Raw genomic sequence first — 19,254 nt, 5'->3', positions numbered from 1 at the left:
TGTGAAAGTACTAACCGTATTTGGCACCAGGCCGGAGGCCATCAAGATGGCGCCTCTGGTTCATGCGCTGGCCAGAGATCCTGATATTGAAGCGAAAGTGTGCGTGACTGCCCAGCACCGTGAGATGCTCGATCAGGTCTTAACCCTCTTTTCTATCGTCCCGGATTACGATCTCAATATAATGAAACCGGGACAGGGACTGACGGAAATCACCTGCCGTATTCTGCAAGAATTAAAGCCTATTCTGGAGTCGTTCAAGCCGGATGTGGTGCTGGTGCACGGCGACACCACCACCACCGTGGCGACCAGCCTGGCCGCGTTCTATCAGCGTATCCCCGTTGGTCATATTGAAGCGGGTCTGCGTACCGGCAATCTCTATTCCCCGTGGCCGGAAGAGGCCAACCGTACGCTCACCGGTCACCTGGCGATGTACCATTTTGCGCCAACCGAGAACTCACGTCAGAACCTGCTGCGCGAAAATATCAGCGACAGCAAGATCTTCGTCACCGGCAATACGGTCATTGATGCGCTGATTTGGGTGCGTGACCGCGTGCTGGCTAACAGCGAGCTTCAGGCAGAACTTGCTGCGCGCTATCCGTTCCTGAATAACGGCAAGAAAACGATTCTGGTGACGGGCCACCGCCGCGAAAGCTTTGGCCGTGGCTTTGAGCAAATATGCCACGCGCTCGCTGAAATCGCCGCGCAGAACGAGGATGTGCAGATTGTCTATCCGGTGCACCTCAACCCGAACGTCAGCGAACCGGTCAACCGTATCCTGGGCCACGTGGAAAACGTGCTCCTGATCGAGCCGCAGGACTATTTGCCATTTGTCTGGCTGATGAACCACGCCTGGCTGATCCTGACCGATTCTGGCGGCATTCAGGAAGAGGCGCCCTCCCTCGGTAAGCCGGTACTGGTGATGCGTGAAACCACCGAACGCCCGGAAGCGGTTACTGCCGGTACCGTGCGTCTGGTGGGAACGGATCCGCGTCGTATTGTCGAAGAGGTCACGCGCTTACTGCATGACGATGAAGAGTATCAGGCGATGAGCCGGGCCCACAATCCGTACGGTGACGGGCAGGCTTGTGGTCGTATTTTGCACGCACTTAAACACAATCGGGTAACGCTATGAGTTTTTCTACCATCTCTGTTGTTGGTCTTGGCTATATCGGGCTGCCTACTGCGGCGGCCTTTGCCTCTCGTCAAAAGCAGGTCGTTGGCGTAGATATTAACGCGCACGCGGTGGAAACCATCAACCGTGGCGAAATTCATATCGTGGAGCCCGATCTCGATCGTGTGGTGAAAAAGGCGGTGGACGGTGGCTTCCTGCGCGCCAGCACCACGCCGGTAGAAGCCGATGCGTACCTGATTGCGGTTCCAACGCCCTTTAAAGGCGATCATGAGCCTGACATGGTTTACGTCGAGGCGGCGGCAAAATCCATTGCGCCTGTGCTGAAGAAAGGGGCGCTGGTTATCCTTGAGTCCACTTCACCTGTTGGGGCTACCGAGCAGATGGCGCAGTGGCTGGCCGAGGCGCGTCCCGATCTCAGCTTCCCGCAGCAGGCGGGCGACGAGGCCGATATCAATATCGCCTACTGTCCTGAGCGCGTACTGCCCGGCCAGGTGATGGTGGAACTGATTAAAAATGACCGCGTGATTGGCGGCATGACGCCAGTCTGCTCCGCGCGCGCCAGCGAGCTGTATAAAATTTTCCTTGAAGGCGAATGTGTGGTGACCAACTCCCGCACCGCCGAGATGTGCAAACTGACCGAAAATAGCTTCCGCGACGTTAATATCGCGTTTGCGAATGAACTGTCGGTGATTTGCGCCGATCAGGGGATTAACGTCTGGGAACTTATTCGCCTTGCCAACCGTCACCCCCGCGTGAACATCCTTCAGCCGGGGCCGGGCGTGGGTGGGCACTGCATCGCGGTCGATCCGTGGTTTATCGTGGCGCAGAACCCGGAACAGGCACGCCTGATTCGCACCGCGCGCGAAGTAAACGACCACAAACCGCACTGGGTTATCAACCAAGTCAAAGCCACGGTCGCGGATTGCCTGGCCGACAGCGGCAAACGCGCCAGTGAGCTGAAAATTGCCTGCTTTGGTCTGGCATTCAAACCGAATATTGACGATCTGCGCGAAAGCCCGGCGATGGAAATTGCCGAAATGATCGCTGCCTGGCACAGCGGTGAAACGCTGGTGGTTGAGCCGAATATTCATGCGCTGCCGGCAAAACTTGCCGGTCACTGCACCCTTACCGCCCTGGATGACGCGCTGGCGACGGCGGATGTGCTGGTGCTGCTGGTGGATCACAATGCGTTCAAAGCGGTTTCCGGTGATGCCGTACGTCAGCAGTATGTTGTTGATACCAAAGGCGTGTGGCGTTGAGTATCCTCAACGGCGTGCTGGAGGCCCTTGAGTGGGAAAGCGCATTCTTTGCGCGTCCCTCAGCGATAGTGCGTCTGCGCGACAATGCCCCTGCGTTGCAGGAAGCAGATTTCAGCGCCTGGCAGCGCGTACAGGCTAAGATCCCGGCGGACCGCGCCGATCTGCTGGACGCCCTCCAGCAGCACGGATTCCGGCTGGTCGAGGGTGAGGTTGATCTCTCTGTTACCGTGGCTCTCCACGCCTCACCGGGCGCGGAAATTGCAACGGAGCAGGATATCCCCGCGCTGCGTAAGATGGCGGCGCTGGCCTTCGCTCAGAGCCGTTTCCGGGCGCCCTGGTATGCGCCCGATGACAGCGGCCGCTTTTATGCCCAGTGGATAGAGAATGCGGTCAAAGGCACGTTTGACCACGTCTGTCTGGTGTTCCGTACTGCCGGGGGGCAGATTCAGGGTTTTGTTTCGCTTCGCAGGCTCAACGAGCACGAGGCGCGCATCGGTTTGTTAGCCGGGCGCGGCATGGGCGAGAAACTCATGCAGGCGGCGCTGCACTGGGCGGAGCAACAACAGGTATCGACGCTGCGGGTCGCAACCCAGATGGGCAACACCGCTGCGCTTAAACGTTATATTGCGAGTGGTGCCAGCATCGACGCCACCGCCTACTGGTTATACAGGTGACAAGATGATTCCATTTAACGCGCCTCCCGTGGTGGGCACTGAACTTGATTACATGCAGTCTGCTATGGGCAGCGGCAAGCTCTGTGGTGACGGCGGTTTTACCCGCCGCTGCCAGCAGTGGATGGAGCAACGTTTTCACAGTGCCAAGGTACTGCTGACGCCGTCCTGTACCGCATCGCTTGAGATGGCGGCGCTGTTGCTGGATATCCAGCCCGGCGATGAAGTGATCATGCCGAGCTACACCTTCGTCTCCACGGCGAACGCGTTTGTCCTGCGCGGGGCGAAAATCGTGTTTGTGGATATCCGTCCGGATACTATGAACATCGACGAAACGCTGATTGAAGCGGCGGTCACCGATAAAACGCGGGCGATTGTGCCGGTGCATTACGCGGGCGTGGCCTGTGAGATGGACACCATCATGGCCATCGCTAAAAAGCACAACCTGTTTGTGGTGGAAGACGCCGCGCAGGGCGTGATGTCCACCTACAAAGGGCGCGCGCTGGGCACCATTGGTCATATCGGCTGCTTTAGCTTCCACGAAACCAAAAACTACACCGCAGGCGGCGAAGGCGGCGCGACGCTGATTAACGATCGTGCCCTGGTGGAGCGTGCGGAAGTGATCCGTGAAAAAGGGACCAACCGCAGCCAGTTCTTCCGCGGTCAGGTGGATAAGTACACCTGGCGCGATATCGGCTCAAGCTACCTGATGGCGGATTTGCAGGCCGCGTATCTCTGGGCGCAGCTGGAAGCGGCAGAGCGAATCAATCTGCAACGCCTCTCCCTGTGGCAAACCTACTACGACGCGCTGGAGCCGCTGGCAAAAGCCGGACGTATTGAACTGCCGACTATTCCGGCAGACTGCATCCACAACGCTCACATGTTCTACATCAAGCTGCGCGATAACGACGATCGCAGCAAGCTGATTGCCTGGCTGAAAGAGGCGGAAATTATGGCGGTATTCCACTATATTCCGCTGCACTCCAGCCCGGCTGGCGAAGCCTTCGGGATGTTTGCCGGTGAAGACCGCTACACCACCAAAGAGAGCGAACGTCTGCTCCGCCTGCCCCTGTTCTACAACCTCGCGCCGGTGAACCAGCGTACGGTGATCAATTCGCTTCTGAGTTATTTCGCCTGATATGTCTCTGGCAAAAGCGTCGGTGTGGACGGCAGCGTCCACGCTTGTAAAAATTGGCGCCGGGTTACTGGTCGTCAAGCTGCTGGCCGTCTCATTTGGTCCGTCAGGCGTTGGGCTGGCAGGGAACTTCCGCCAGCTGGTCACGGTGCTTGGCGTGCTGGCGGGAGCCGGGATATTCAATGGCGTCACCAAATACGTCGCGCAGCATCATGACGATGCCGAAAAGCTCCGCACGGTGGTGGGCACCTCCTCTGCTATGGTGCTGGGCTTCTCTACGTTGCTGGCCGTCGTCTTTTTGCTGGCGGCGGCACCCATCAGCCAGGGGCTGTTCGGACACACGCATTATCAGGGGCTGGTGCGCCTGGTGGCGCTCGTTCAGATGGGGATCGCCTGGGCAAACCTGCTGCTGGCGCTGATGAAAGGCTTCCGTGATGCCGCCGGGAATGCGCTGGCGCTGATCCTCGGCAGCATCATCGGCGTTATCGCCTACTACTTTTGCTATCGGCTGGGCGGCTATGAAGGCGCACTGCTGGGGCTGGCGCTGGTGCCTGCGCTCGTTGTCATTCCGGCAGCGTTTATGCTGATGCGCAGAGGCAATGTCCCGCTGAATTACCTGAAACCGCAGTGGGACAAGATGCTGGCGGGGCAGCTAGGAAAGTTTACCCTGATGGCGCTCATCACTTCAGTAACGCTTCCCGTTGCCTACGTGATGATGCGAAACCTGCTGGCAGCGCATTACAGCTGGGATGAAGTGGGGATCTGGCAGGGCGTGAGCAGCATTTCAGATGCTTACCTCCAATTTATTACGGCTTCCTTTAGCGTCTATTTACTGCCAACCTTATCGCGCCTGACTTCCAGGCAGGATATTACCCGCGAGATTTTTCGCTCCCTGCGTTTTGTGTTGCCGGCAGTTGCGATCGCCAGCTTTACCGTCTGGTTACTGCGTGATTTCGCCATCTGGCTGCTGTTTTCGGCGAAGTTTACCGCCATGCGCGATCTGTTTGCCTGGCAACTGGTCGGCGATGTGCTGAAAGTGGGGGCATACGTTTTCGGCTATCTGGTGATTGCGAAGGCTTCGCTGCGGTTGTATATCCTGGCAGAGATCGGCCAGTTTGCGCTGCTGACGGCATTTTCTCACTGGCTGATCCCCACCCACGGTGCGCTGGGGGCGGCTCAGGCCTATATGGCAACTTATATCGTTTATTTCGCTGCCTGTTGCGGCGTATTTTTACTTTGGCGTAAACGCGCATGACTGCACTGATACACATACTGGGATCGGATATCCCGCATCATAACCAGACCGTTCTGCGGTTCTTCAACGATGAACTGGCATCCGGCACGCCCGATGCGCGCGAGTTTATGGTCGTTGGACGCGATAACGGCCTGAGCGCGGCGTGTCCGGCATTGCACATCACCTTCTGGCCAGACAAAGCGGCCCTGACCAAAGCCGTTGTCGCGAAAGCCAAAGCGGACCGAAGCCAGCGTTTCTTCTTCCACGGACAATTCAATACCGGGCTGTGGCTGGCGCTGTTAAGCGGCGGGATAAAACCTTCCCAGTTCAGCTGGCATATCTGGGGAGCGGATCTCTACGAAGTCTCCCACGGCTGGAAGTTCCGTCTTTTCTATCCGCTGCGTCGTCTGGCGCAGGCGCGCGTGGGCTGCGTTTTTGCTACCCGTGGCGACCTCAACTATTTTGCTAAACAGCACCCGAAGGTTCGCGGGGAACTGCTCTATTTTCCGACCCGTATGGATCCGGCACTGAATACCATGGCGAATGACGCGGTTCGTGAAGGCAAACTGACCATCCTGGTGGGAAATTCAGGCGATCGCAGTAACGAGCATGTCGCGGCGCTGCGGGCGGTGCATCAGCAGTTTGGCGATACGGTGAACGTGGTGGTGCCAATGGGCTATCCCGCCAATAACGACGCCTACATCGATGACGTTCGCCAGCAGGGGCTTGCGCTGTTTAGCGCGGAAAATCTGCACATTCTCAGCGATAAGCTGGAATTTGATGACTATCTCGCGCTGCTGCGAAAATGCGATCTGGGCTATTTCATCTTTGCCCGTCAGCAGGGGATTGGTACGCTGTGTCTGCTGATTCAGGCGGGCGTACCGTGCGTGCTCAACCGCGAAAACCCGTTCTGGCAGGACATGGCCGAACAGCATATTCCGGTGCTGTTTACCTCTGACACGCTTAATGTCGAGGTGGTACGGGAAGCGCAGCGTCAGCTCACGCTGGTGGATAAAAATAGCATCGACTTTTTCAGCCCGAACTACCTCACGCCGTGGCACCGCGCGCTGCGTATTGCTTCAGGAGACAACGCATGAGCCAGTTGCAATTTAGCGGCTTGCTGGTGGTCTGGCTGCTGAGCACGCTGTTTATCGCCACGCTCACCTGGTTTGAATTCCGGCGCGTACGTTTTAACTTCAACGTATTCTTCTCGCTGCTGTTTTTGCTGACCTTTTTCTTTGGCTTCCCGCTGACCAGCATCCTCGTGTTCCGCTTTGATGTTGGCGTCGCTCCGCCGGAAATCTTGTTGCAGGCGCTGCTCTCTGCGACCTGCTTCTACGCGGTGTATTACGTCACCTATAAAACGCGCCTGCGCGCGGCGAAAGACACCACACCCCGTCGTCCGCTGTTTACCATGAACCGGGTAGAAACCCATCTGACGTGGGTTATGCTGATGACCATCGCCCTCGTCAGCGTGGCGATTTTCTTCATGCATAACGGCTTTTTACTGTTTAAGTTGCAGTCCTATAGCCAGATTTTCTCCGCCGAAGTCTCCGGCGTCGCGCTCAAGCGTTTCTTCTATTTCTTCATTCCGGCGATGCTGGTGGTCTTTTTCCTGCGTCAGGACAGTAAAGCCTGGCTGTTCTTCCTGGTCAGCACCGTCGCATTTGGCATTCTGACCTACATGATCGTCGGCGGCACCCGCGCCAACATCATTATCGCCTTCGCGATTTTCCTGTTTATCGGCATTATTCGCGGCTGGATCTCGCTGTGGATGCTGGCGGCGGCAGGCGTCTTTGGCATTGTGGGGATGTTCTGGCTGGCGCTGAAGCGCTACGGACTGAACGTGGCGGGCGACGAAGCGTTTTATACCTTCCTGTATCTGACGCGCGACACCTTCTCGCCGTGGGAAAACCTGGCATTGCTGCTGCAAAACTACGACAAAATCGAATTCCAGGGGCTGGCGCCGATTGTTCGCGATTTCTATGTCTTTATACCGACGTGGCTGTGGCCTGACCGTCCCGGTATTGTCCTGAACACGGCGAACTACTTTACCTGGGAAGTGCTGAACAACCATTCGGGCCTGGCGATTTCCCCAACCCTGATTGGCTCGCTGGTAGTGATGGGCGGAACGTGGTTTATCCTGCCGGGCGCGATCGCGGTCGGGCTGATAATAAAATGGTTCGACTGGCTATATACGCTGGGTAATGAAGAGACCAACCGCTACAAAGCCGCTGTTTTGCACAGTTTCTGTTTCGGTGCCATTTTCAATATGATCGTTCTGGCGCGCGAGGGACTGGATTCGTTCGTCTCACGCGTGGTGTTTTTTATGGTCGTTTTCGGTCTCTGTCTGCTGCTGGCAAAACTGCTGTACTGGTTGTTTGACAGTGCAGGGCTTGTGCACAGACGTGAGCCACAGGGCAGCACAACGCTGTCGCAAGTCTGAGTAGGGATTATCATGACGGATACAACTTCAGCCCCGCGTTATGCGCTGCGTGGGCTACAGCTTATTGGCTGGCGTGACATGCAACACGCGCTGGATTTCCTGTTCGCGGACGGGCAGATGAAATCGGGCACGCTGGTGGCCATCAACGCAGAAAAAATGCTGGCGGTTGAAGATAATGCGGAAGTGAAAAGCCTGATTGAAGCCGCGGAGTTTAAATATGCCGACGGTATTAGCGTGGTGCGTTCAATTCGTAAAAAGTTTCCTGACGCTAATGTGTCTCGCGTGGCGGGTGCTGACCTTTGGGAGCGGCTTATGGAACGCGCAGGCGCTGAAGGCACGCCGGTATTTTTGATTGGCGGCAAACCAGAGGTGCTGGCGCAGACCGAACAAAAGCTGCGTAGCCAGTGGAATGTTAACATCGTGGGCAGCCAGGATGGCTATTTCAGGCCGGAAGATCGCCAGGCGTTATATGAGCGCGTGCGCGACAGCGGGGCGAAAATTGTCACTGTCGCCATGGGGTCGCCGCGGCAGGAAATTCTGATGCGCGATTGCCGTCTGGTCAGCCCGGATGCGCTCTATATGGGCGTTGGCGGCACCTACGACGTCTTTACTGGCCACGTTAAGCGTGCGCCCAAAGTCTGGCAAAACCTGGGGCTGGAGTGGCTCTACCGCCTGCTCTCTCAACCGACGCGTATCAAACGACAGATTCGTCTGCTGCGCTACCTCGCCTGGCACTACACCGGGAAAATGTAATCAATATGCAGCGCGATCTGCTGTTCGCGCTGCAACCCCCCCTGTAAAACTGCTGGATTTCTGTGCAATGCATTCATTTTTTTAATGCATTGTTTGCCATTTGCCAGAATTTAAGAAACCATTCGCTCCGTATTTCAGTACCCCTCAAAACAATACCCGGCAATAAGTCGGGAAACAGCAAACACAACCGAGGATTTATGGCAGAGAAAAAACCGGAGCTTCAGCGTGGGCTGGAAGCTCGACATATTGAATTGATCGCGCTGGGCGGCACTATCGGCGTTGGCCTGTTTATGGGCTCGGCAAGCACGCTGAAATGGGCGGGGCCTTCCGTCCTGCTGGCGTATATTATTGCCGGGCTGTTCGTCTTCTTCATCATGCGCTCAATGGGCGAAATGTTGTTTCTGGAGCCGGTAACGGGCTCTTTCGCCGTTTACGCCCACCGTTATATGAGCCCGTTCTTTGGCTATCTCACGGCCTGGTCGTACTGGTTTATGTGGATGGCCGTCGGGATTTCGGAGATCACCGCCATCGGGGTCTACGTGCAGTTCTGGTTCCCGGAGATGGCCCAGTGGATACCCGCGCTCATCGCCGTAGGGCTTGTGGCGCTGGCGAACCTTGCCGCCGTTCGCCTTTACGGTGAAATCGAGTTCTGGTTTGCGATGATCAAAGTCACCACCATTATCGTGATGATTGTTGTGGGTCTGGGTGTCATCTTCTTTGGTTTCGGTAACGGCGGGCACGCGATTGGTTTCGGTAACCTGACCGGACACGGCGGCTTCTTTGCCGGCGGCTGGAAAGGCTTCCTGACCGCACTCTGTATCGTTGTCGCCTCTTATCAGGGCGTTGAGCTGATCGGCATTACCGCAGGTGAGGCGAAAAACCCGCAGGTCACGCTGCGTAGCGCGGTAGGCAAGGTGCTGTGGCGTATCCTGATTTTCTATGTGGGCGCGATCTTCGTTATCGTGACCATTTTCCCATGGAACGAGATCGGCACCACCGGCAGCCCGTTTGTCTTAACCTTCGCTAAGATTGGCATCACGGCGGCGGCCGCCATTATCAACTTTGTGGTGCTGACGGCGGCGCTCTCCGGCTGTAACAGCGGGATGTACAGCTGCGGGCGTATGCTTTACGCGCTCTCGCAAAACAAACAGCTGCCGGCGGTGATGGGTAAAGTCTCCCGCGTGGGTGTACCGGTGGCGGGCGTAGCGGTGTCGATTGTGATTCTGCTGATTGGCTCTTGCCTGAACTACATCATCCCGAATCCGCAGCGCGTGTTTGTTTATGTCTATAGCGCCAGCGTGCTGCCGGGAATGGTACCGTGGTTTGTCATTTTGATTAGCCAGCTGCGTTTCCGACAGGCGCACAAAAAAGCGATCGCCAGCCATCCGTTCCGCTCCATTCTGTTCCCGTATGCGAACTATTTGACGATGGCGTTCCTGATTTGCGTATTAATTGGAATGTACTTTAATGAAGATACCCGCATGTCGCTGTTTGTCGGGATGATCTTCCTGGCTGCCGTCACAGCTGCATATAAACTTTTTGGCCTGGGCCGCCGTGGCTCCGCCCATAAAGTGGAGGAATAAGCGGCAAAATGTGCAAACCATAACCAAACGCGCATTTTTTTCAAAAAAGCACTAGACAGCGGGGACGGAGGTACGTAATATCCAGCCCCGCAACGGCGCTAAGCGCCCGTAGCTCAGCTGGATAGAGCGCTGCCCTCCGGAGGCAGAGGTCTCAGGTTCGAATCCTGTCGGGCGCGCCATTTTAGTCCCGGCGCTAGAGCTGCGGTGGTCTGAGAAGTAGTCAGAACCGCGTGAAAGAATACAGTGGTGGCTATAGCTCAGTTGGTAGAGCCCTGGATTGTGATTCCAGTTGTCGTGGGTTCGAATCCCATTAGCCACCCCATTATTGAAAGAGTTGTGAATTGCGAAGGTGGCGGAATTGGTAGACGCGCTAGCTTCAGGTGTTAGTGTTCTTACGGACGTGGGGGTTCAAGTCCCCCCCCTCGCACCACGACTTTTAATGAGTTGAACTAAAAATTCAAAAAAGCAGTACATCGGCGAGTAGCGCAGCTTGGTAGCGCAACTGGTTTGGGACCAGTGGGTCGGAGGTTCGAATCCTCTCTCGCCGACCAATTTTGAACCCCGCTTCGGCGGGGTTTTTTGTTTTCTGCGTTTTTTATCCTGTAGCCTTTCCCCGACAACACTCTATATCCTTGTCGCGATTCAGCGACATATAACCCGTTAATATTTAAGAATTTATTATTTTACCTCTTAACCTGTCTCCTGGTGACGACATATCGCCGACTTCAGCGCGATGTTGTATGGCTTCAGGCGGTTCTTAACAGCATAATTTCCTTTTATCTTAAAATGTTGCGCGATGTAAAAGTTCTGCGTGTAAAACTGGCACATTACATGCAATAATATGCGTGTAGATGCTCATTCCATCTCTTATGTTCGCCTTAAGGCCTCATAAACTCAGGAATGACGCAGAGCCGTTTACGGTGCTTATCGTCCACTGACAGATGTCGCTTCGGCCTCATCAGACACCATGGACACAACGTTGAGTGAAGCACCAAATATGTTGTCTTACAGACCTGTTTTAACGCCTGCTTTTATAGCAGGCGTTTTTTTATGGGCGTAAAAAAGGAGGCCATCTGGCCTCCTGTTAATTACTGCTGCGTTCCGTTATTTTGCAACGTCAATAACAGCCCATCACGGCGCATAGCTGCGGCCTCTTCCGGCTTATGCTGCTTGTCCAGCGAATCAGCAAGCCAGGCGTAATCAAATGCGTCCGGACGTTGCTTCAGCGCGGCGCGGAAGGCGAGACTCGCCTCCTGCCACTCGCCGTGTTTCATCAGAGACTGGCCCAGCGTACTCCACAGCAGCGGACGATCGCCCACGGTTTTGATCTGCTGGCGCAGTGCTTTTTCAATTTGTTCCGGATTGTTGGTTTTCAGACGCGGGATGACCATCACCAGGCGGTCATCATACTGTCGCTTGAGACCGTCGAGGAGGATCTCCTGCGCGGTGTCATGGTCGTCACACTCAATCAGATGTTCTGCCATCGCCACCTGAAGAGGAACCTGCTGGCGCGTTTTGCGGCTCTGGTTTTTCCACCAGGTTTTCAGGCCGTCGCTGCCGAGATCGGCGCGCGCCTGATCCATCAGGCCAATCCAGGCCAGACGCTGAAGTTCATCACGATGTTCATCATCGCCCACGTCGGCTTTCGCCATGGAAGGGATAATGTCCAGCAGCGAGCCCCAGGCACCGGTCCGAATATATGCCTGCTCAGCCAGACGCAGCACTTCCGGGTGACGAGGGGTAATTTCCAGCAGACGGTCAACGCCGTGACGGGCGGCATGGTTTTCATTGCGCGCCAGTTGCAGACGAACGCGGGTGATCTCAACCGGAATCGGATCTTTAGTAGAGAGCTCAGACGCGCGTTCAAGATGCTGATTGGCGCGGGCCTCATCGCCTCGCTGTTGCGCCGCCTCAGCGGCCAGCAGATAGTTAACAACCGGCTGTTCTGCATGGTCGGCATTTTTCGACATCAGCTTTTCAACCTGCTGATAGTCGCCTTCGGCCAGCTTCAGCAACGCTTGCTCGGTCTGCTTGCGGGCGCGACGGCGCTTACGGCCAACGAACCAGCCGCGCGTATGTACGCCGGTACGGAAAATACGACGCAGGAGCCACTCCACTGCCAGCAGAACGACCACACCCAGGATCAGAATAATTACCAGCCCTGTTACGCTGGTTTCGATATTGTAGTTATCGGTCTGGATCAATACATAACCCTGGTGACCCGCGAGCATCGGCCCCAGTACAATCCCGGCGATCAGCAGGATGAAGAGTAAGAAGACTTTTAGCATCATTACTCTCCTTGCGGCGCGCTTTCAGGCGCTGGCGCGGCGGCAGGTGCTTCAGCCGGACGCTCTGCCGGAACGCCCGGCTGGGCCAGCAGGTTACGCACGCGCGTCTGCATGAGCTTCTCCAGAATCGGCTGGCTTTCCAGCTTGTCCGGCACGTTCATGGTGATGTTTTGCTGGCTCAGCTTGTCGATATCCTCAAGGAACGCGGTCGTGGTTGCGTCATTGGTATCGTAGTAAGCACGTACCCAGGTTGAAACGTTATCCAGCGCCTGTTTGTAGGTCTCTTCCTGGTGACGCGGTACGGCCTGGGCAGCCACCAGCAGGCGGGAGCGGATGTTTTCACGCAGATAGACGTCCTGGTTCGGCGCCAGCAGCGGCACGGCAGTTTCATCACGGCGGCGAATGGTAATAAAGCTGTCCATAAAGTTCTGCCAGCTCTTTTGCAGGTTGATACGCCATTCGCTCAGGGAGCTGGACAGCTCGGTGCCGTCAGAATCCATCGGGGAGTCATCGTCGTTGTTATCGGCCAACTGAAGGTTATCAATCTGGTTGGAGAGCTGATTTACCTTAAGGATGATACCATCGTAATCGACCTGAGAAACCGCGGACAGGCTGGCGATATCTTCCGTAATAGCGCGGCGAGCGTTGATGAGGCTCGGATCGTTCATGTCCGCCAGGCTTGCGTCGGCGCTTTTCAGCAGCGCGGCGGCGGTGGTGACATCCTGATCGCTCCAGAGCTTGCGCCCGGCCAGTTTCACCAGAAAATCGGCCTGTGAAAGTAGCCAGGTTTTGGCATCGGTTCCCGAAATTGTGGCGACTTTTTCCTGCACTTCGCTCAGCTGTTTGGTCAACTCTTCACGTTTGCTGTTCGCGTCGGCGAGGGCGGCAGCCTGCTGTTTGATCACGCCTTCCAGCTCAGCTTTTTGCGTCTCCTGCGCTTTCTGTAGGGCAGTGATTTGGTTAACCAGCGCGTCGCTGGTGGCCGTCTGGTTGGTGCCTTGTTTCTTCACCAGTCCGTAGAGTCCCACGCCTGCGGCCAGCGCAATCGCGATGGCAATCACGCTCAGCGTGAGGCTGGTTTTGTTGCTGCCGTTTTTCTTCTCAACGGTTGTGTCTGTCGTCTCTGGCTGTGACGTGGTGTCCACAGTCTCCCTGGTCTCTTCAACCACGGCGGAGGATTTTTCGTGTTCCGTCATTATGGCTTCCCATTTGAGAGTTATTGTAATGCGCGCAGCAGCGCATCGTTGTCGGCGTTTTCAGCGATCCGAATATCCTGCCAGCCCAGTTCCCGGGCGTGGTTCGCCAGACGCTCACTGACGACCAGAAGCCGACAGCGGAGTAACCAGTTTTCGCGATACCAAAGCGGAATCAGCGACCAAAGCTGTTGTAACATTTCACCGCTGGTGACCACCAGCGTATTAATACCGCGGGCGTGCCAGCGCATTGCTTCTTCCGCGCCATCATAGTGTTTCGCACAGCGCTGATAGCACTCCACAAACGTCACGTCTGCGCCGCGTTCGCGCAGCGTTTCGCCCAGCAGTTCGCGGCCACCGTTGCCGCGCAAAATGAGCGCGCGCTTTCCGGCAATGGTTTGTAATTCAGGTAATTGTAGCAAGACTTCGCTGATTTCCCGATCTAACGGGTAACGAACATCGATTCCGCTCGCGGTATGTAAGGCCAGCGCCGTGGTGCGCCCGATGGCGAAATAGCGGGGGGCGTGAGGCCAGCTAACGGCATGCTGTTGCAGCTGCGCATGGGCAAACTCCACGGCATGCTGCGACAGCGCAAAGAGCAGATCGCCTTCCTGCAAGAGACGCATCTGGTCAGCGAGCGCAGGCAGCTCGCGACCGGGGGAGAATTCAATCAGCGGAAAACTCCAGGCCACCTGCCCCAGTGCGCGCAGACGGCTCACTAACTGCTCTCCTGCGGGAGAAGGGCGGGTGACAAGTATGCTCATGCAGGGGGCTCTCCGTTATAGACCTCAGCCAGAATTTCACGCGCGCCGTTATTCAGCAGCTCTTCCGCCAGCGATACGCCAAGCGCCTCGGCATCTTGCGGCTTGCCGCGACGTTCACCGCGAACCATCTGTGAGCCGTCCGGCGCGCCAACCAGCGCACGCAACCACAGCTCACCGTCAGTTAATTCAGCATAGCTGCCAATTGGCACCTGACAGCCTCCTTCGAGGCGAGTATTCATCGCGCGCTCGGCTTTTACGCGAACTGCGGTATCGTCATGATTCAGCGGCGCGAGCAGTGCCTGAGTGCGCGCATCAACCAGACGACACTCAATGCCGACGGCACCCTGGCCGACGGCGGGCAGCGATAGCTCCGGCGGCAACGCGACGCGAATGCGTTCTTCCAGCCCCAGGCGTTTCAGGCCCGCAACCGCAAGAATAATGGCATCGTAGTCGCCGTTATCCAGCTTGCCAAGGCGTGTGCCGACGTTCCCGCGCAGCGAACGGATCACCAGATCCGGGCGACGTTCAGCCAGCTGACACTGGCGGCGTAAACTTGACGTGCCGACCACGCTGCCTGCCGGCAACGCATCGAGCGAGTCATAGCGATTAGAGACAAACGCATCGCGCGGATCCTCGCGCTCGCAGATGGTCACCAGCCCCAGCCCTTCCGGGAACTCAACGGGCACATCCTTCATCGAATGCACGGCGATATCGGCGCGGTTTTCAAGCAATGCCAGCTCCAGCTCTTTGACAAACAGACCTTTTCCGCCCACTTTGGCCAGCGGCGTATCCAGAATGACATCGCCACGCGTGACCATTGGCACCAGCTCAACGCGTAATCCGGTGTGGCAGGCTTCCAGGCGCTGCTTAACATAATGTGCCTGCCAGAGTGCAAGAGGACTTTGGCGTGTGGCAATTCTCAAAACATTGTCTAACATGCTTGTTACCGTCATTATCAATCGCTAACCATCCTAACATTGTTGACACTCGGATGGCAGTTTTACGGTTGATGAAGAGTGAGAGGGACAGGGCGGCGTACTCGTCAGCCATCGCCGTATTCAGGAATTTACACGTCAAGAACGGTGCTACACTTGTATGTAGCGCATCTTTCTTTACGGTCAACCGGCAAGGTGTTAAATTGATCACGTTTTAGACCATTTTTTCGTCTGTACCACCAGAAAAGCAAAAGGCGAAAAAAGGGTAACGGTTATTTTTTGAAATACTGCGGGTCCGCTGCTTTTTGTGTTCTGACTGGCGTGCGACACCCGGAAACATCAGGCGATACGTCTTGTACCTCTATATTGAGACTCTGAAACAGAGACTGGATGCCATCAATCAATTGCGTGTGGATCGCGCGCTTGCTGCCATGGGCCCTGCTTTCCAGCAGGTATACAGTCTACTGCCAACATTGTTGCACTATCACCATCCGCTGATGCCGGGTTACCTTGATGGTAACGTTCCCCAGGGCATTTGCCTCTTCACGCCTGATGAAACCCAACAGCATTACCTGACTGAACTTGAACTCTACCGTGGTATGCCGCCGCAGGATTCGCCGAAAGGCGAGCTGCCGATTACCGGGGTTTACTCCATGGGCAGCACGTCATCGGTTGGGCAAAGTTGCTCTTCTGACCTGGATATCTGGGTCTGCCATCAGTCCTGGCTCGACAATGAAGAGCGCCAGCTGTTGCAGCGTAAATGCAGCCTGCTGGAGAGCTGGGCGGCGTCGCTCGGCGTGGAAGTGAGCTTCTTCCTGATTGATGAAAACCGTTTCCGCCATAACGAAAGCGGCAGTCTGGGTGGTGAAGACTGCGGCTCGACTCAGCACATCCTGTTGCTGGATGAGTTTTACCGTACTGCCGTTCGCCTGGCCGGGAAACGTATTCTGTGGAATATGGTGCCGTGCGATGAAGAAGAGAATTATGACGACTACGTCATGTCGCTTTACTCGCAGGGCGTTCTGACGCCAAACGAGTGGCTGGATCTGGGCGGCCTGAGCTCCCTGTCCGCCGAAGAGTACTTTGGCGCAAGCCTCTGGCAGCTTTATAAGAGCATTGATTCACCGTACAAAGCGGTGCTGAAAACCCTGCTGCTGGAAGCCTACTCCTGGGAATACCCCACGCCGCGCCTGCTGGCGAAAGATATTAAACAGCGTCTGCACGACGGGGAGATCGTCTCCTACGGTCTTGATGCCTACTGCATGATGCTGGAACGCGTCACCGAATACCTGACAGCCATTGAGGACGCCACGCGTCTTGACCTGGTGCGTCGATGTTTCTATCTCAAAGTCTGTGAAAAACTGAGCCGCGAACGCGCCTGCGTGGGCTGGCGTCGTGAAGTCGTCAGCCAGTTAGTCAAAGAGTGGGGATGGGACGAAGAGCGTCTCGCCATGCTCGACAACCGCGCCAACTGGAAGATCGATCAGGTGCGTGAGGCGCACAACGAACTGCTTGATGCGATGATGCAGAGCTACCGCAACCTGATCCGCTTTGCCCGCCGTAACAACCTTAGCGTTTCTGCCAGCCCACAGGATATCGGGGTGCTGACCCGCAAACTGTACGCCGCGTTTGAAGCGTTGCCGGGCAAGGTAACGCTGGTTAACCCACAGATTTCGCCTGACCTGTCTGAACCGAATCTGACCTTTATCTACGTACCGCCGGGCCGCGCGAACCGCACCGGGTGGTATCTGTACAACCGTGCGCCAAGCATGGATTCGATCATCAGCCATCAGCCGCTGGAATATAACCGCTACCTGAACAAGCTGGTGGCCTGGGCCTGGTTTAACGGCCTTCTCACCTCACGTACCCGGTTGTTTATCAAAGGCAACGAGGTGGTCGATTTAGCCAAGTTGCAGGAGATGGTGGCGGATGTCTCGCACCACTTCCCGCTGCGTCTGCCTGCGCCGACGCCAAAAGCGCTCTACAGCCCGTGTGAGATTCGCCATCTGGCGATCATCGTCAACCTGGAATACGACCCGACGGCGGCCTTCCGCAATCAGGTGGTTCACTTTGACTTCCGCAAGCTGGACGTCTTTAGCTTTGGCGAGCAGCAAAACTGCCTGGTGGGCAGCGTGGATCTGCTGTACCGCAACTCGTGGAACGAAGTGCGTACCCTGCACTTTAACGGCGAGCAGGCGATGATCGAGGCGCTGAAAACGATCCTCGGCAAGATGCACCAGGACGCCGCGCCGCCGGACAGCGTGGAGGTGTTCTGCTACAGCCAGCACCTGCGCGGCCTGATTCGTACCCGCGTTCAGCAACTGGTGTCTGAGTGCATAGAACTGCGTCTCTCCAGCACCCGACAGGAAACCGGGCGCTTTAAAGCGCTGCGCGTCTCTGGCCAGACCTGGGGGCTGTTCTTTGAGCGCCTGAACGTGTCGGTGCAGAAGCTGGAGAACGCCATTGAATTCTACGGCGCGATTTCACACAACAAACTGCATGGCCTGTCGGTTCAGGTGGAAACCAACCACGTTAAGCTGCCGCAGGTGGTGGATGGCTTTGCGAGTGAAGGGATTATTCAGTTCTTCTTCGAAGAGTCGGGCGATAACGCCGGGTTTAACATCTACATTCTGGATGAAACCAACCGTGCCGAGGTGTATCACCACTGTGAAGGCAGCAAAGAGGAGCTGGTGCGCGACGTCAGCCGCTTCTATTCGTCCTCGCACGATCGCTTTACCTACGGCTCAAGCTTTATCAACTTCAACCTGCCGCAGTTCTACCAGATTGTGAATGTGGATGGGCGAGCGCAGGTGATCCCGTTCCGTACGCAGGCGATTACCCCTGCGGCGCCCGCTAACCAGGAAACTGCACCGCTGTTGCAGCAGTATTTTTCCTGAGGCTTTTCGCCGGGTGGCGCTATCGCTTACCCGGCCTACGGTTTGAGCCGCTGTTGCCGGGTGGCGCTGACGCTTACCCGGCCTACGGTTTGAACCGCTGTTGCCGGGTGGCGCTGACGCTTACCCGGCCTACGGTTTGAGCCGCTGTTGCCGGGTGGCGCTAATGCTTACCCGGCCTACGGTTTGAGCCGCTGTTGCCGGGTGGCGCTAACGCTTACCCGGCCTACGGTTCGAGTCGTTGTAGGCCCGGTAAGGCGTAGCCGTCACCGGGCAACGCAACTATCTGAAACTTACGTCCTCGCCCGCCTGCGCCGTCGCCGCCTGCTCCAGCAGATCCCAGAACGTTTCGCCGCTGCGATCGCAGACCCACTCGTCACCTTTCAGATCAAAGTGATAGCCGCCCTGTTTCGCCGCCAGCCACACCTGGTGAAGCGGCTCCTGACGGTTAATAATAATCTTGCTGCCGTTTTCGAAGCTTAAGGTCAGGATCCCGCCGTTGATTTCACAATCGATATCGCTGTCGCCGTCCCAGTCGTCGATACGCTCTTCGATGGTCATCCACAGGGTATCGGCAAGGCGATGAAATTCACTGTCGTTCATGGTTTTATTCCTGTTTTTCGTGATGGCGGCAGTATAACGCTAAATAATTCCCGTTGCAGGAAAGCTGCAAACTCTTGCTTTTGTGTCTTCTCCTGCGATGATAGAAACAGATTTGAACTTACGGGCAACCTCTACATGAAAAACGTCTTCCGAACGCTTGTCGTTCTTGTCACTCTGTTTAGCCTGACCGGCTGTGGACTGAAGGGACCACTGTACTTCCCGCCAGAGGATAAAAACGCACCACCGCCGACAAAACCGGTGCAAAGTGGTATCGAGTCATCTACGCCGGATACCAACGATCGCGGCAATAACGGCGGCCCGACTCAGGTCAATCTCTGACAATTACGTTCTGTACCCGCGCAAT

16 protein-coding genes and 4 tRNA genes are annotated in these 19,254 nt (G+C 56.3%); 15 read left to right on the top strand and 5 right to left on the bottom strand.

Annotated elements, in window-relative coordinates:
• Position 1 precedes the first annotated feature (1 nt).
• From wecB to INF61_RS10765, 13 genes are all read left to right on the top strand, one after another.
• Complete coding sequence (gene wecB / locus INF61_RS10825; RefSeq protein WP_006812390.1) at positions 2–1,132, top strand: non-hydrolyzing UDP-N-acetylglucosamine 2-epimerase; 1,131 nt, start codon at positions 2–4, stop codon at positions 1,130–1,132.
• Positions 1,129–2,391, top strand: coding sequence for a UDP-N-acetyl-D-mannosamine dehydrogenase (gene wecC, locus INF61_RS10820; protein ID WP_193547762.1), 1,263 nt, complete (start codon positions 1,129–1,131; stop codon positions 2,389–2,391). The genes wecB and wecC overlap by 4 nt, the downstream gene beginning before the upstream one ends.
• Complete coding sequence (gene rffC, locus INF61_RS10815) at positions 2,388–3,065, top strand: dTDP-4-amino-4,6-dideoxy-D-galactose acyltransferase (RefSeq protein WP_032620667.1); 678 nt, start codon at positions 2,388–2,390, stop codon at positions 3,063–3,065. The genes wecC and rffC overlap by 4 nt, the downstream gene beginning before the upstream one ends.
• A gap of 4 nt (positions 3,066–3,069) precedes the next feature.
• A complete protein-coding gene (gene rffA, locus INF61_RS10810) occupies positions 3,070–4,200 on the top strand; it encodes a dTDP-4-amino-4,6-dideoxygalactose transaminase (RefSeq protein ID WP_015570019.1) in 1,131 nt (376 codons plus the stop codon).
• Position 4,201: 1 nt separating this feature from the next.
• The gene (gene wzxE / locus INF61_RS10805) at positions 4,202–5,452 is read left to right on the top strand and encodes a lipid III flippase WzxE (protein WP_017383597.1); all 1,251 of its coding nucleotides are present in this window, start codon (positions 4,202–4,204) and stop codon (positions 5,450–5,452) included.
• A complete protein-coding gene (locus INF61_RS10800; protein ID WP_033486959.1) occupies positions 5,449–6,528 on the top strand; it encodes a TDP-N-acetylfucosamine:lipid II N-acetylfucosaminyltransferase in 1,080 nt (359 codons plus the stop codon). Before wzxE ends, INF61_RS10800 begins: the two co-directional genes overlap by 4 nt.
• A complete protein-coding gene (gene wzyE / locus INF61_RS10795; protein WP_017693948.1) occupies positions 6,525–7,877 on the top strand; it encodes an ECA oligosaccharide polymerase in 1,353 nt (450 codons plus the stop codon). The genes INF61_RS10800 and wzyE overlap by 4 nt, the downstream gene beginning before the upstream one ends.
• 12 nt (positions 7,878–7,889) lie before the next feature.
• Entirely contained in the window at positions 7,890–8,630 is a 741-nt protein-coding gene (gene wecG / locus INF61_RS10790; RefSeq protein WP_015570015.1) for a lipopolysaccharide N-acetylmannosaminouronosyltransferase, read from the top strand.
• Between the two features lie 197 nt (positions 8,631–8,827).
• Positions 8,828–10,213: an amino acid permease gene (locus INF61_RS10785; protein ID WP_017693946.1), complete on the top strand. Its 1,386-nt coding sequence runs from the start codon at positions 8,828–8,830 to the stop codon at positions 10,211–10,213.
• Positions 10,214–10,315: 102 nt separating this feature from the next.
• A tRNA-Arg gene (locus INF61_RS10780) sits at positions 10,316–10,392 on the top strand.
• Between the two features lie 67 nt (positions 10,393–10,459).
• Positions 10,460–10,535: transfer RNA gene (locus INF61_RS10775), tRNA-His, on the top strand.
• A gap of 21 nt (positions 10,536–10,556) precedes the next feature.
• Positions 10,557–10,643 (top strand) — tRNA-Leu (locus tag INF61_RS10770).
• 44 nt (positions 10,644–10,687) lie between these two features.
• Positions 10,688–10,764 (top strand) — tRNA-Pro (locus tag INF61_RS10765).
• Between the two features lie 537 nt (positions 10,765–11,301).
• Here the strand turns inward: INF61_RS10765 and hemY are convergent.
• Genes hemY through hemC form a run of 4 tightly spaced genes read right to left on the bottom strand, consistent with a single transcriptional unit; the run spans position 11,302 to position 15,396 of the window.
• On the bottom strand, positions 11,302–12,501 hold the full coding sequence (hemY, locus tag INF61_RS10760) for a protoheme IX biogenesis protein HemY (RefSeq protein ID WP_026080629.1): 1,200 nt from the start codon (positions 12,499–12,501) through the stop codon (positions 11,302–11,304).
• 2 nt (positions 12,502–12,503) lie between these two features.
• Positions 12,504–13,697, bottom strand: a complete 1,194-nt coding sequence (gene hemX / locus INF61_RS10755) for a uroporphyrinogen-III C-methyltransferase (protein WP_015570012.1) — start codon at positions 13,695–13,697, stop codon at positions 12,504–12,506.
• A 20-nt stretch (positions 13,698–13,717) separates the two neighbouring features.
• The gene (hemD, locus tag INF61_RS10750; protein WP_033486955.1) at positions 13,718–14,458 is read right to left on the bottom strand and encodes a uroporphyrinogen-III synthase; all 741 of its coding nucleotides are present in this window, start codon (positions 14,456–14,458) and stop codon (positions 13,718–13,720) included.
• Entirely contained in the window at positions 14,455–15,396 is a 942-nt protein-coding gene (gene hemC / locus INF61_RS10745) for a hydroxymethylbilane synthase (protein ID WP_017383592.1), read from the bottom strand. The genes hemD and hemC overlap by 4 nt, the downstream gene beginning before the upstream one ends.
• 350 nt (positions 15,397–15,746) lie before the next feature.
• On the opposite strand from hemC, the gene cyaA reads away from it, so the two are divergent.
• Complete coding sequence (cyaA, locus tag INF61_RS10740) at positions 15,747–18,290, top strand: class I adenylate cyclase (RefSeq protein ID WP_017383591.1); 2,544 nt, start codon at positions 15,747–15,749, stop codon at positions 18,288–18,290.
• Positions 18,291–18,569: 279 nt separating this feature from the next.
• On the opposite strand, the gene cyaY is transcribed toward cyaA, so the two are convergent.
• Complete coding sequence (gene cyaY / locus INF61_RS10735) at positions 18,570–18,890, bottom strand: iron donor protein CyaY (RefSeq protein ID WP_003860816.1); 321 nt, start codon at positions 18,888–18,890, stop codon at positions 18,570–18,572.
• A 135-nt stretch (positions 18,891–19,025) separates the two neighbouring features.
• Between cyaY and INF61_RS10730 the strand changes: the two genes are divergently transcribed.
• Complete coding sequence (locus INF61_RS10730; RefSeq protein WP_003860815.1) at positions 19,026–19,229, top strand: lipoprotein; 204 nt, start codon at positions 19,026–19,028, stop codon at positions 19,227–19,229.
• Positions 19,230–19,254: the final 25 nt, after the last annotated feature.

Source organism: Enterobacter cloacae complex sp. P18RS (assembly GCF_014982105.1).
GTDB classification, from domain to species: Bacteria; Pseudomonadota; Gammaproteobacteria; order Enterobacterales; family Enterobacteriaceae; genus Enterobacter; species Enterobacter hormaechei_C.
The sequence above is the reverse complement of the archived record's forward strand: the minus strand, read 5'-3'. Positions and strand labels throughout refer to the sequence as shown.